Here is a 12,375-nt window from a genome sequence, read left to right as displayed (position 1 = left end):
GCGAAGTCGGAGTCTTCGTTCGCCCGCTGCAACGAGCGTTCGACATCGAGATCGGAGGGTGTCAGATGGTCTGTGTAAGCGATGGGGTCACCGTTCGAAGGAGAACAGACTGTGACTATGACGAAGCAGAGCCCGGAGCGCGAGGAGCGTCGCCGGCAGCAGCAGGAGCTCGCTGACCATTTGAAGGCGTCGGGAGCGATGGATGACATCTTCGCGAAGATCGACGCGGGCGAGCCGCTCACCGGCGAGGGCGGCCTGATCGGCACCATGCTGAAGGCCGCGCTGGAGCGGGGCCTGGAGGCGGAGCTGACCGAGCACGTCGGCTACGAGCGCGGCGATGCAGAGGCGTCGCTGCACCAGAACTCCCGCAACGGCACGTCGTCGAAGACGGTCGCGACCGAGATCGGCGATCTCGAGCTCGCGATCCCGCGCGACCGGAACGGCACGTTCACGCCGATGCTGGTCCCGAAGGGGCAGCGGCGGCTGGACGGGCTCGATGGCATGATCATCTCGCTCTACGCCGGCGGCATGACGATCCGCGACATCCAGCACCACCTCGCCTCCACGCTCGGCACGGACCTCTCGCACGAGACGATCTCGAAGATCACCGAGCAGGTCGCCGAGGAGATCCTCGCCTGGCAGACCAGGCCGCTGGAGGCGCTCTATCCGGTGATCTTCCTGGACGCGATCATCGTGGAGGTCCGCGACGGCGGGCACGTGCGCAACAAGGCGGCGCATATCGCCGTGGGCGTCGACGTGGACGGCGCCAAGCACGTGCTGGGCATCTGGGTGCAGGCGACCGAGGGCGCGAAGTTCTGGGCGGCCGTCTGCGCCGAGCTCGCCAACCGGGGCGTGCGGGACGTGCTGATCGTCTGCTGCGACGGCCTCACCGGCTTCCCCGAGGCGGTCGAGGCGACCTGGCCGAAAGCGACCGTGCAGACGTGCGTGGTGCACCTGATCCGCGCCGCGATGCGGTTCGTGAACTACAAGGACCGCAAGGCCGTCGCCGCGCTCAAGCCCATCTATCAGGCCGCGAACGAGGACGCCGCGCTCGAGGCGCTGGAGGCGTTCGAGGCGTCCGAACTCGGCCGCCGCTACCCGTCGGCGGTGAAATCGTTCCACGACGCGTGGGACCGGTTCACGCCCTTCCTCGCCTTCCCGCCCGAGCTGCGGCGCGTGATCTACACGACCAACTCCATCGAGTCGCTCAACTACCAGCTGCGGAAGGTGACCAAGAACCGCGGCCACTTCCCGAACGACCAGGCGGTCGTGAAGCTGCTCTGGCTGGCGATCTGCAACATCGAGGACAAGCGAGCACGCGACCGAGCGAAGGAGCGAGGCCTGCGATCAGACCAGCGCAAAGCCTCCGGCCGGCTCGTCGAGGGCCAGGTCACCACGAACTGGAAGCAGGCCCTTGAACAGCTCTCACTCGTCTACCCCGAGCGCATCAATCGATACCTCTGACCATCCATGGACCAGACCGCTTACACAAAAGACTTGACAGGCTCCGAGATCGATGTGCGCGACGACGCTCGCTCGCTGCCGGTTCTGCAGTCGGGTCAGCTCATCCTCTCCGACGAGCTGCGCTTCGAGGTGGGCGAGGGTCTCATCGCCGCATCGCTACGCGATCTCGCGGCCGAGCTGTGCGATCTCACCTCCGACTCGTATCGGTTCCATGACCGCCCCGTCTACGGCACCAGCATCGTGGTCCGCGGCACCGACCAGGCGCGCCTCCACCAGGCGGTAGAGCGGCTCGAGGGCATCCGGCGCTCACTCGGCTGAGCGCGATCGCCGCTCTCAGCCACTTCGCGGAAGACTGGTCGGATGGATGCACCCTCACGCCCGCCGCACGCTCCCGACCTCGGGGGCATCCGCGTGCGCGGCGCCCGCGAGCACAACCTCAAGAGCGTCGATCTCGACATCCCGCGCGATGCACTGGTGGCGTTCACCGGCATCTCCGGCTCCGGCAAGAGCTCGCTCGCCTTCGGCACGATCTACGCCGAGTCGCAGCGCCGCTACTTCGAGTCGGTCGCTCCCTACGCCCGCCGGCTGATCAGCCAGGTCGGCGCCCCCGACGTCGACACCATCGATGGGCTGCCACCGGCGGTCGCCCTGCCGCAGCAACGCTCGGGCGGCTCTGCCCGGTCGACGGTCGGCAGCGCCACCACCATCGCCAATGTCCTCCGCATGCTCTACTCGCGGGTTGGCACGTACCCGCCGGGCGCGCCGATGCTGCTGGCCGAGGACTTCTCGATGAATACCGTGCAGGGTGCGTGCCCCACCTGCCACGGGCTTGGGCAGGTGCATGACGTGCCGGAATCCCTGATGGTGCCGGATGATTCGCTCACGATCCGCGAGGGCGCGCTTGCTGCGTGGCCCACGGCATGGCATGGCAAGCAGCTGCGCGACAGCCTCATCTCGCTCGGCTACGACGTCGACGTGCCATGGCGCGACCTGCCTCGGGAGCAGCGCGACTGGGCACTGTTCACCGCGGAGTCGCCACAGGTGCCGGTGTTCACCGATCGGGAGCCCGCGGAGGTGCGGAAGGCCGTCGCTGCCGGCGTCGAGCCGAGCTACATGAGCACCTTCCAGGGCGTACGCAGCTTCGTGCTGAACACCTTCGCCAACTCGAAGAGCGCGCGCATGCGTGAGCGCGCGGCATCCTTCATGGTCAGCGTCCGATGCCCCAACTGCGGCGGTCGGCGCTTGAAGCCGGAAGCGCTGGCGGTCACCTTCGAGGGATATGGCATCACAGAGCTCGCCGCGATGCCGCTCGACGACGTAGCTGCCGTGCTTCACGCCGTGCTCGAGCCGGACTGGACGCCTCGAGCCGAGCCAGCCGCCACCGGGCGCGACGCGATCGCTCCCGAGCAGCTGCTGGCCGCGCGACGCCTCGTCTCCGACCTGCTCGCGCGCCTGTCGCCGATCGTCGAGCTCGGGCTCGGCTCGCTCTCCCTCGATCGCACCACCTCGTCGCTCTCGTCGGGTGAACTGCAGCGCATGCGCCTGGCGACGCAGGTGCTCTCACAGCTGTTCGGTGTCGTCTTCGTGCTGGACGAGCCGTCGGCGGGTCTGCATCCCGCCGACACCGAGTCGCTGCTGCGGATCCTGGCGACGCTGCGGGACACCGGCAACACCGTCTACTTCGTCGAGCACTCGCTCGACGTCATCCGCCAGGCCGACTGGATCGTCGACATCGGGCCCGGTGCAGGATCAGAGGGCGGGACGGTCGTCTACTCCGGCGCCCTCGAAGGGCTGCGCCACGCCAGCGGCTCCGTCACCCGCGACTACCTCTTCCCCGAGCCGGGCAGTCAACGCGCCGTGCGCACCCGCCGCAGCGGTGACGAGCGCCTCGAGCTGTCCCGCGTCAGCCGGCACAACGTGCGTGACCTCACGGTCGCCTTCCCGCTCGGCGCGCTCACGGCCGTCACGGGCGTCTCGGGATCGGGCAAGTCATCGCTGGTCGTGCAGGCGCTGCCCGACCTGCTGCAGGCGAGTCTCGCCAGCGAGGTCGACGAGCACGCGTCGGGGGCGGATGAGCCTGCTGACGTCGAGGATCCGCTGTCGCAGGGCGCTGAGGCCACCACGAGCGGTCGGGCGCGAGGGCCGCGTGGCCGGTTGCGCCGCATCGTGCAGGTGAGCCAGAAGCCGATCGGCCGTACATCGCGATCGAATGTGGCCACCTACACGGGTCTGTTCGATCGCGTGCGGGCGCTCTTCGCAGCGACTCCGGAGGCGCGTCGGCGCCGCTACAGCGCGAGCCGGTTCTCCTTCAACCTGCCCGCCGGCCGCTGCCCGACCTGCAAAGGCGAGGGCACCATGGAGGTGGAGCTGCTCTTCCTTCCGACGGTCCACGCACCGTGCGCGACCTGCGGCGGCAGCCGTTACAACCCGGAGACGCTCGAGATCGAGCTCGACGGGCGGACCGTGGCCGACGTGCTGGCGATGAGCGTGAGCGAAGCCCGGGCGTCCTTCACCGACGACGTTGAGGTGAACCGCCACCTCGACGCCCTGTGCGATGTGGGGCTCGGCTACGTCGCCCTGGGCCAGCCTGCGACCGAGCTCTCCGGCGGCGAGGCGCAGCGCGTGAAGCTCGCCTCGGAGCTGCAGCGAGGACAGCGTGGTGACACCCTGTACCTCCTCGACGAGCCGACATCCGGTCTGCACGCGGCAGACGCCGACCGGCTCGTCTCCCATCTGCACCACCTCGTCGACGGCGGCAGCACGGTCATCATGGTCGAGCACGACATGCGGATCGTCGCTGAGGCCGACTGGGTCGTCGACCTCGGCCCGGGTTCCGGGGATGCCGGCGGCCGGATCGTCGCGGAGGGCACTCCGGAGCAGGTCGCGGCGAGCGACTCCGGCCGGACGGCTCCGTACCTCGCGGCGGCGCTGACGAGACGGAACGACTAGGCAGTTCGGGCATGCGGATAGACCGGATCGCGACCCTGGAAGGCCAGGATGCTCGGGTTCTCGATCACGCCGTCGTGGATCTCGATCGCACGCGCGATGGTGAAGCTCTTCGCCCAAGCGGTTGGTCCCTCCATGACCGTGCGCAGGAACGGCAGGAGCGCCTCGCTGATCTCCCACGTGGCTGAGTTCCACAGGTACGAGGGACTGTGGTCGACGGCGTAGTAGTGCACGCCCTGGCCGACCGTGAACATCGGGTCGTCGAACGTGGTGGGCCTCGCCCACTCGAAGCCCATGCCCTCGTCGCACGAGACGTCGATGATGATGCTTCCCGTGGCGAAGGCATCCAGATCCTCGGTGCGCAGGTAGGTCATCGGCGCTGCGACGTCCTGGAGCGTGCAGTTGACGACGATGTCATGCGACGCCAGGAACGCCGGGAGGAGCACGGAGCCGTTCGCTGTCAGGACCTCGCCGAGATGGGTCGGACGGTCGTCGGTGTTGAGCTGGGTGATGTGTGCGGCGTGTATCGGCGAGCCGACCGCCGCAGCGCCGCGCTGCGTGAGCACTTGGATGTCGTGGATCCCCTGCGCCTTGAGCGCGGTCACGGCTCCCCGCGCCGTCGCGCCGAAGCCGATGACGACCGCGCTGCGACGCGGCCCGTAGTCGCCCGTCGAGCCGATCAGGTGGAGCGCGTGCAGCACCGAGCAGTAGCCGGCGAGCTCGTTGTTCTTGTGGAAGACGTGCAGGCTGAAGTCGCCCCCGTGGGTCCAGTGGTTCATCGCCTCGAAGGCGATCAGGGTGAGTCGCCGATCGATCGCTGTCTGCGTCATGCGTGCGTCCTGCACGCAGTGCGGCCAACCCCACAGCACGCGGCCAACGGGGATCGCCGCCACGTCCGCGTCCTGCGGCTTGGGCAGCAGCAGCACATCCGCAGACTCGATCACCTCTGCGCGATCCGCGACCCTGCCGACGCGCGACTCGACGTAGCCGCGCTCCAGTTGGAAGTCGACGCCGTAGCCGCGCTCGACGATCATCCGCGCGCGCACGTCCGGGTCGATGCGATCCAGGTGATGAGGATGGATGGGCAGTCGCTGCTCGTTCTCCATCGAGGAGCCGGCGAGCAGTCCGAGGGTGCGCAGATCATCGCGGGGTGCCGCGGTCGGGACAGAGGGCGAAGGTTCCGTGGCGCCGGACATCCGGGCTCCCATCATTGCGGAACCGAGGTCAGCTCCTGGCTTCAGGGTACGCCGCAGGGCTGACCGGAGCCGACCACGCCCCTCGCTGGCGAACCCGACCCCCGATCGAGCGCGCCTGAAGTTCCGGCGCGAGAGCTCCGACCGGTCGGGGTGCAGCGCCGGGGGCTACGGTGGGCGCCACGGCGACAGCGATGCGGCAGGTCCAGGTGACGTTCGACTGCGCAGAGCCGGAGCGGGTCGCGCGCTACGACGAGTTCCGCCTCGACTGACGCTTCGACGCAGCGGACGAACGGAGAGCGATGGCCCCGAGCGAACCGGCGATGTCGCCGTCGGACCAGCCCGTGCCTGAGGTGCTCGATCGTGTCACCGGACCGCGACGGGAGGAGGCGCAGACGCTGCTGGCGATGATGGGCGAGCTGAGCGGCGAGCCTCCTGTCGTCTGGGCCGGCAGGATCATCGGCTTCGGCGACTACGAGTACCGCTACGAGAGCGGGCACAGCGGTCGTGCGCCGCTGCTCGCGTTCGCGACCGGCGCGAAGCAGCACACCGTCTACCTCGTGGAGGACTTCGCCGAGCGCTGGCCCGATCTGCTCGCCCGGCTCGGCAAGCACCGATCGAGCAAGGTCTGCCTGTACCTCACGCGATTGCGGGATGTGGATCTCGACGCGCTGCGCGCGTTGGTCGCCGAGTCCCTCGCGGAGCTCGAGGAGTCACTGCGCTGAGACGCAGGGCACGGCCGCCACAGCAGTCACTCCGCGCGCGGCGGCTTGCGCTGCTGCTTCGTGTCTGAGCGCCTGATCTTCGCCTGCAGCCGCCGCCGCTGCGAGCCCTTCGTCGGCCGGGTCGCGCGCCGGGTGGAGGCGGGCGCCACGGCGTCGCGCAGCAGCACGATGATGCGGCGCCGCGCGGCGTTCCGATTGTCGAGCTGCGATCGGTGCTCGGACGCGCTGACGGTCAGCACCGTGCCGGAGAGTCTCGATGCGAGGCGTGCGAGCGCACGCCGGCGCTGCCCGTCGTCGAGCGCGCTGGTCGTCGCGAGGTCGAGGCTGAGCTGCACCCGCGAGTCCGTGGTGTTGACGCCCTGACCGCCCGGGCCGGACGACCGGGAGAACTGCTCGACGAGCTCCGCCGCCGGCACCCGCAGGCCGCGCGGCGCTCCCGGCCCAGGCGGCACATGCAGGTCGTCCACGAGTCGAGTGTGCCGCACCTGCCTTCGCCATGAGTTGCTCGTCGGCCACTGCGACCGCAGCTCACCCGATGGGATCGGGCCGCAGGGATCGGGTGCGGCGCGGCCACGGCGCGCAGGATGGTCACGATAGGAAGGACCGCATGATCGGCACGCTCAACGCATTGGTCGAGCTCGTCGAGCACGGCCTCGACGCAACGATCGACGTCGCAGGCTTGGCACGCGAGCACGGCACGACCGAGTACCACCTGCGCAGGATGTTCTCGGCGCTCTCGGGGATGCCGCTGTCGGAGTACGCGCGGCGGCGGCGGATGACGCTCGCCGGCGCCGATCTGGCAGCCGGAGCACCCAGCCTGCTCGACGTGGCCGTGCGCTACGGGTACGGCTCCACCGAGGCGTTCGGGCGGGCGTTCCGCGCGGTGCACGGCGCCGGGCCGGCCGAGGTGCGCCGCGACGGCGGTCCGCTCAGCACACAACCCACGCTCCGGTTCCGCCCGCATCGATCCCGCCGGCGGAGCACGCACGGCTCAAGGCCCTCAACGACACCGATCCGGCCGGCATCCTGGCCATCACGCACGGACTGGAGCCGGATGCCCCGTAGGGCTCGACGCTCACCTACCTGCACGGCGTCGCACTGACGACGGATGCGTCGGTGCCCGACGACCTGGACCTCATCCGCGTCGAGGCGGGTCAGTGGGCGGTCTTCGCCGCGAAGGGTGCGTTCCCGGACGAGCTGCAGCGCGTCTGGGCGGCGACGGCGACCGACTGGTTCCCGTCGAACCCGTGGCGGCTGCGCCCGGGACCGACGATCCTGCGCTACCTCGAGCTCACCGAGAGCCACGCGAACTGCGAGCTGTGGATGCCGATCGAGTGAGCGTGATCAGCGGGCATCGTCAGCGGGCGTGGTCGATGCATTCGGTCGCTCCGGGACGCGCGTCGAGTCGTGCGGCCGCGATGGGCTTGCCGCAGACGCTGCAGATGCCGTACTCGCCGCGATCGAGGCGTGCGGCGGCGGCGTCGATCTCTGCGACCGCCTCGAGTCGAGACTGGCGCAGGCCCTCGAGTCGCGACCACTCGGACGAGAGCGAGACGCCGTCAGGGTCGTGCTCGTCGTCGTCGTGCAACGACTCTCTCAGGTGGCGCAGCTCGGCAAGCTGACGGTCGGCGTCTTCGAGCAGGGCGACGAGCTCTTTGCGGCGCTCGGTGAGCTTCTTGGCGCTGGCCGCAGACGTGCGAGGCATCCAGACAGGCTAGCCCGATGAACCTGGAGTCCAACGATCGACTGCGACTCGAGCACCGGTTTCTTTGCGGGGCGCGTGTTCATGCTCGTGTCCCTCCTTGTGGCCCTCGTCTGCACGCTCGTGGCTGTACTCGGGATCTCTGCCCAGTGTGGGAGCGGACTGGTTGGGCTTGCACTCGCATTCGCGACGGTCGGAGCAGTCGCCCTGCTCGCGGGGCTCATCGTCTTCCCGTCCTACGTCGAGACCCACGTCGATCGCCGTCGGATCGAGCTGAGATCCGTCGCCGCGCCGCGCCGGGTCGTGCCGGCCGAGGACATCGACGAGATCGTCCTGCTCCAGGGGCTCCAGATCCCTGGCAGGTGGTCCTCAGTCACGACCCCGCGTGTCCTGCTCCGTGGCGGGGACCGCATGCTGGCGGCCTACACGCCTCCACGGTTCTCTGACGATCGAGAGAGCTCTCACCCGATCAGTCGTTCCGGGTCGCCATCGATCTGCAGAGCGTCATCGGACACGAGACCTATACGTCGCTCCGCCGCAGCTTCGCGAGGTTCGGCAGCGGGCACCAGGAGCTGAGCCGGGGGTAGTCGATGGTCACCCCTGTGACGCCTTGCTCGCCGAACGACATCGCCCAGTCCAGGGCCTCGGGCAACTGCACGATGAACAGCGCGACCGGCTCGCCGGGGCGATGAGGCCGTTGGCCTGCGCGGCCTCCTTCGCGCGGGTCGCGCTGCTGAAGACGCAGAGCATCGGACCGGGCTCGGCCGCCAGCATGTACGGACGAAGGACCTCGGGAGTGCCCCTGTTGATGCCGAACCAAAAATCCAGGTTCGCCACGGCTCGCCAGAGCTCGATCTGCGGTTCGATCTCGCCAGGGCGAGCCTGGGCGACCTGGTTGAGGCGGTCGATCTCAGCCACCGACTCCGGGCTCGGCTCCAGCGCGCCGCGACTCGAATCTGAGTGGCCGGAGGGCGTGGTGCTCATGGCCGAACCGTATCGGGCGGCTCTGGCAGCGCGTCGCGCTTCGCTCGATGGTCGGCGACGAGCGTCATCAGCACCGCCCAGACGGATGCGAGGGTCGCGGTGATCACGGGCAGCGCGTACAGCCAGATCGACGGCTCCAGCGCTGCTTCGTTGCTCCTCACGAGCATGCCGACGAGCGCCGCAGCCCCAAATCCAGCGCTCGACAGCCCCACCGTGAATTTCGACCCGATGCCCTCCCGGGTGGGCGCGTCGCGGAGCGCGAAGCTCGCCATGCACAGCGCGCAGATCGTCGCCAGGGCGAAGATCAGCGCGGATGCCGGGTACGCCTGGTGCGCGGGCCAGACAGGGTCGCCCCATAGTCTGCCTGCCGCCCAGCCACCGACGTCGTCGAGCGTGTAGATGGCCCAGATGACGATCGCCCCCGCGGCAGAGACCAGTCCTGCGACGCCCCCGATCGTGCCGAGCACGCCAGCACGTCGCCACTGCCGCAGGCCCGCGGCGACGTCGCTCGCCCATTTCTTCGCGCCGCCGGAGCGCTTGAGGCCGACGACCGCGCCGAAGACGACCGCGGCGCAGATCACCAGCATGACGAGCGTCGTGTCCACGGGTCGACCCTAGGCGCTCAGCACTGCCTCGCGGGAGCGGCGCCCGCAAGAATGGTGCGATGGACATCAGCGAAGCGATCTTGCTGAAGCTCAAGCACTATCCGGGCCCGAACGAAGCCGACTTCCAGTCCAAGCATCCGTCTGAGGCCGCGCAAGCTGCGGTGAGAGCGATCCTGGATGAGGCAATGCGGATCCAGATCGAGTCGGGCTCGAAGACGCTCATAGAGATCGGCGACGAAGTGAGCGGCGTCATGGGCGAACGCCACCAGGGGCTTTTGGCTGATGCACTGGACGAGCTCGCGAACTACTTCACGTACCTCGTGAAGTGACGGCACGGGCCTCACACGTCGAGCCAGAGGCCGAGAGTGTCGTCGATCGTGAACGCCCCCGCGTCGAGCTTCTCTGCCAGCGATGACAGCCACGCCCCGTAGGAGGGGAAGTCCGGGGCAGGGGTGGGTCCGTCCACCGGCAAGGAGATGACTTGGCCGCGCTGACCTGCTGGCAGCGGATCGAGGTCGAGGGCGTGGCCGTAGGCCTCCGCCGCGGTGAACTGCAGCCATCCCCGGCAGTTCATGATCGGCCTGACCCGCTCCGGCGCCATCCAGTCGATGATGTCGTCGACGTCGTCGCCGAGTGCGCTGACGCGCATGTCGGAGGTCGCGATCATCGCCTGGGCGCTGAGTAGCGTGAAGTGGTCGAAGAGGTCGAGCAGGGCGGTCGGATTGTCCTGGCCGTCGTGGCGGCGCAGGCTCGCCACGAAGTCCGCAGGCAGCTGCTGCCCCACGGTGCCAGCGAGACGCTCGAGGTCATCGTCACTGACGGGCCCGCGGAGGGTGCCCGCGACGTGAGGCAGTCGGTCATGCAGCACGCGCTCGATGATGTCCCATGCAGTGTCGATCTCCACGGCTCGAGCCTAGGAGACTGCTGAACAACCCGTCTGGTGCGTGGCGGTGTGCCGCCGCAGCAGAGAGGTGAGTCGTGGCGGCAGCCGAGGCGGTGAGGGATCCTGCTTCGAAATGCGATTCGTGTGGCCGCTCTGGCCGAGGACGGGCGCTGTTGGGGTGCTCCAGGGCTGTGTCCGGGGCCGGGACGGCCCCGGAGGCCTCTATGCGAGGGCCCAGGCCCTGTCCCGCTGGTTGAGTCCGAGTTTCAGGAGCCGCTGGAGGTTGATCGCGGCCGCGCGTGTGACCCACCAGGCGTGGTTGCTGGCCACGCCCCGGTAGGGGACGCGGCGTGCGCCGCGGGTCATCCACGCGATCGAGCGTTCGACCATCGGCCGGTGCTGCCGATAGACGGCCTGGAAGGCGGGCTCTTTCGCTCTGGCTCGGTGCTCGCGCTTGATGCGGTCGTGTTCGGTGAGCGTCATCTTCCGGCCGCGCGCGGCGGTCGTGCATCGCTGCCGGAGCGGGCAGCCCGCGCAGGCGGCGCCGAAGGTGACCTTGCCCTTGGGCGAGATCGGTCGGGTGGTGCCGGCTGGGCAGGTGGCGGTGCCGGCGGCGTGGTCGACGGTGAAGTCGTCGATGGTGAACCCGTCGGGCACGGCCCGCCGCAACGGCATGGGCTTGATCACGGCGACGTGTCCGGCCCGCTGCACGCGCTCGAGCAGCGCGCCCGAGCCGTAAGCGGAATCGGCCAGCACCTCCACCGGCTCGTCGCCGATGCTCGCATCCGCCTCGAGCAGCTCGGCGCCGCGCGCCGCGTCGCTGTTGGCGGGCCCGGACGCGCCGGTGAGCGCGGCCGCGGTGACCAGGCCTGTGTCGGGTTCGATGACGACGTGCGCCTTGTAGCCGTCTTGGCGCTTCTCGCGCGACTTGTGGGCGTGGCGGGTCTCGGGGTCGACGGTGGAGATCACCCGGTCCGGGGCGACCTTCCGGGCGATGCGCCAGCGGCCGTCGGTGCCGTCCGAGCCCTCCGCCGGCTCCACGTCCTGGCCGGCGACCAGCGCCAGCAGCGCCAGCGCCTCCCGCTGCCGATCAGTCAGTTCCAGCGGCTGCGTGTGCTCGAGGACGGTGAGCGCGTCGGACACCAGCGCCGAGACCAGCGCGTCCCTGGCCGTCGCGTCGTCCCATGCGATCTCTGGCTTCCCCGGCTGCGAGTAGTCGTGACCGGGCAGGCCAGCGATCAGTTCGGCGGTGGCGGGGATCTCTCGCGCGACGCGGCGGATCTGCGCGATCAGTTGCGTGACCGTGTCCTGCCGCGCGACCGCGTCGTCCAGGATCGTCGAATCGACCGCGCGACGCCGCCGGCCCGCCAGCGCGCCCGACTGCGCGATCACCTCCGCGACCGCGTCGAAGATCCGGTGCGGCCGCTCGCTGCCGGCCAGCCGGCGCCGCCAGTAGGTCAACGCCGAGGGGTGGAAGCTGCTCTCGGTCATCCCGAACCCGCACGCCGCCTTCCAGCGCAGATCGAACGTGACCGCATCGGCCGTCTCCCGATCCGAGAGGTTGTGGAGCGTCTGCAGCACCAGCACCGACGCGATCACCTCCGCCGGAATCGACCGCCGGCCAAGATTCGACGGGAACAGGTCCGAAAAAGCCTCATCCGGGAACAGCTCATGCCGATGCTGCGCGAGGAACTCGAACACCGACCCCGCCGGCAGCAGATGCCCCGCCCACGTCTCCACATCCAGAAGCTGACGCTGCCCATCATCGCGACCCTGCATGACCCAATTTTCCGGCATCGCCGCCACACCGGCCGAAGGCACGCCTCAACCCGCCGGATTGTTCAGCAGTCTCCTAGGGGCTGATCCCTGCGGC

12 protein-coding genes and 1 pseudogene are annotated in these 12,375 nt (G+C 69.4%); 6 read left to right on the top strand and 7 right to left on the bottom strand.

Features of this window, described 5'->3' with window-relative positions; all coding sequences use genetic code 11:
• The first annotated feature begins 117 nt into the window (after positions 1-117).
• From J1M46_RS07055 to J1M46_RS07045, 3 genes are read left to right on the top strand one after another with little or no spacing between them, the layout of a single operon-like run.
• Positions 118-1,464 carry an IS256 family transposase gene (locus J1M46_RS07055; RefSeq protein WP_206447171.1) on the top strand — a complete coding sequence of 449 codons (1,347 nt, stop codon included), beginning with the start codon at positions 118-120 and terminating at the stop codon, positions 1,462-1,464.
• Between the two features lie 33 nt (positions 1,465-1,497).
• Entirely contained in the window at positions 1,498-1,782 is a 285-nt protein-coding gene (locus J1M46_RS07050; RefSeq protein WP_206447170.1) for a hypothetical protein, read from the top strand.
• Positions 1,783-1,824: 42 nt separating this feature from the next.
• Entirely contained in the window at positions 1,825-4,413 is a 2,589-nt protein-coding gene (locus tag J1M46_RS07045) for an excinuclease ABC subunit UvrA (RefSeq protein WP_206447169.1), read from the top strand.
• Here J1M46_RS07045 and J1M46_RS07040 read toward each other — a convergent pair.
• Positions 4,410-5,606 carry a N(5)-(carboxyethyl)ornithine synthase gene (locus J1M46_RS07040; protein WP_206447168.1) on the bottom strand — a complete coding sequence of 399 codons (1,197 nt, stop codon included), beginning with the start codon at positions 5,604-5,606 and terminating at the stop codon, positions 4,410-4,412. The genes J1M46_RS07045 and J1M46_RS07040 overlap by 4 nt on opposite strands.
• A gap of 341 nt (positions 5,607-5,947) precedes the next feature.
• Between J1M46_RS07040 and J1M46_RS07035 the strand changes: the two genes are divergently transcribed.
• Positions 5,948-6,328, top strand: a complete 381-nt coding sequence (locus J1M46_RS07035) for a DUF1801 domain-containing protein (protein ID WP_342384307.1) — start codon at positions 5,948-5,950, stop codon at positions 6,326-6,328.
• Positions 6,329-6,354: 26 nt separating this feature from the next.
• Here J1M46_RS07035 and arfB read toward each other — a convergent pair whose 3' ends face one another.
• Positions 6,355-6,795, bottom strand: coding sequence for an alternative ribosome rescue aminoacyl-tRNA hydrolase ArfB (gene arfB, locus J1M46_RS07030; RefSeq protein ID WP_206447166.1), 441 nt, complete (start codon positions 6,793-6,795; stop codon positions 6,355-6,357).
• Positions 6,796-6,935: 140 nt separating this feature from the next.
• Between arfB and J1M46_RS07025 the strand changes: the two are divergent.
• Positions 6,936-7,666, top strand: a pseudogene (locus J1M46_RS07025) (AraC family transcriptional regulator).
• A gap of 19 nt (positions 7,667-7,685) precedes the next feature.
• Here the strand turns inward: J1M46_RS07025 and J1M46_RS07020 are convergent.
• The 3 genes from J1M46_RS07020 to J1M46_RS07010 all read right to left on the bottom strand — a co-directional run bounded on the left by J1M46_RS07020 (position 7,686) and on the right by J1M46_RS07010 (position 9,619).
• A complete protein-coding gene (locus J1M46_RS07020; RefSeq protein ID WP_206447165.1) occupies positions 7,686-8,033 on the bottom strand; it encodes a TraR/DksA family transcriptional regulator in 348 nt (115 codons plus the stop codon).
• A 591-nt stretch (positions 8,034-8,624) separates the two neighbouring features.
• Positions 8,625-9,014 carry a hypothetical protein gene (locus tag J1M46_RS07015; protein ID WP_206447164.1) on the bottom strand — a complete coding sequence of 130 codons (390 nt, stop codon included), beginning with the start codon at positions 9,012-9,014 and terminating at the stop codon, positions 8,625-8,627.
• On the bottom strand, positions 9,011-9,619 hold the full coding sequence (locus tag J1M46_RS07010) for a hypothetical protein (protein WP_206447163.1): 609 nt from the start codon (positions 9,617-9,619) through the stop codon (positions 9,011-9,013). Before J1M46_RS07010 ends, J1M46_RS07015 begins: the two co-directional genes overlap by 4 nt.
• A gap of 59 nt (positions 9,620-9,678) precedes the next feature.
• On the opposite strand from J1M46_RS07010, the gene J1M46_RS07005 reads away from it, so the two are divergent.
• Positions 9,679-9,948, top strand: a complete 270-nt coding sequence (locus J1M46_RS07005) for a hypothetical protein (protein WP_206447162.1) — start codon at positions 9,679-9,681, stop codon at positions 9,946-9,948.
• A gap of 11 nt (positions 9,949-9,959) precedes the next feature.
• Here the strand turns inward: J1M46_RS07005 and J1M46_RS07000 are convergent, their stop codons facing one another.
• Together J1M46_RS07000 and J1M46_RS06995 are read right to left on the bottom strand one after the other, a co-directional pair.
• The gene (locus J1M46_RS07000; RefSeq protein WP_206447161.1) at positions 9,960-10,523 is read right to left on the bottom strand and encodes an SMI1/KNR4 family protein; all 564 of its coding nucleotides are present in this window, start codon (positions 10,521-10,523) and stop codon (positions 9,960-9,962) included.
• Positions 10,524-10,724: 201 nt separating this feature from the next.
• Entirely contained in the window at positions 10,725-12,281 is a 1,557-nt protein-coding gene (locus J1M46_RS06995; RefSeq protein ID WP_206447160.1) for an IS1182 family transposase, read from the bottom strand.
• Positions 12,282-12,375: the final 94 nt, after the last annotated feature.

The sequence above is a fragment of the Agrococcus sp. KRD186 genome, from assembly GCF_017168255.1.
Taxonomy (GTDB): Bacteria; Actinomycetota; Actinomycetes; order Actinomycetales; family Microbacteriaceae; genus Agrococcus.
The sequence above is the reverse complement of the archived record's forward strand: the minus strand, read 5'-3'. Positions and strand labels throughout refer to the sequence as shown.

Excerpts from the sequence above, each read along its gene's own strand:
- J1M46_RS07055 (WP_206447171.1), top strand. The coding sequence starts at position 118 with ATGACGAAGCAGAGCCCGGAGCGCGAGGAGCGTCGCCGGCAGCAGCAG.
- J1M46_RS07045 (WP_206447169.1), top strand. The coding sequence starts at position 1,825 with ATGGATGCACCCTCACGCCCGCCGCACGCTCCCGACCTCGGGGGCATC.
- J1M46_RS07040 (WP_206447168.1), bottom strand. The coding sequence starts at position 5,606 with ATGTCCGGCGCCACGGAACCTTCGCCCTCTGTCCCGACCGCGGCACCC.
- J1M46_RS07020 (WP_206447165.1), bottom strand. The coding sequence starts at position 8,033 with ATGCCTCGCACGTCTGCGGCCAGCGCCAAGAAGCTCACCGAGCGCCGC.
- J1M46_RS07015 (WP_206447164.1), bottom strand. The coding sequence starts at position 9,014 with ATGAGCACCACGCCCTCCGGCCACTCAGATTCGAGTCGCGGCGCGCTG.
- J1M46_RS07005 (WP_206447162.1), top strand. The coding sequence starts at position 9,679 with ATGGACATCAGCGAAGCGATCTTGCTGAAGCTCAAGCACTATCCGGGC.
- J1M46_RS06995 (WP_206447160.1), bottom strand. The coding sequence starts at position 12,281 with ATGCAGGGTCGCGATGATGGGCAGCGTCAGCTTCTGGATGTGGAGACG.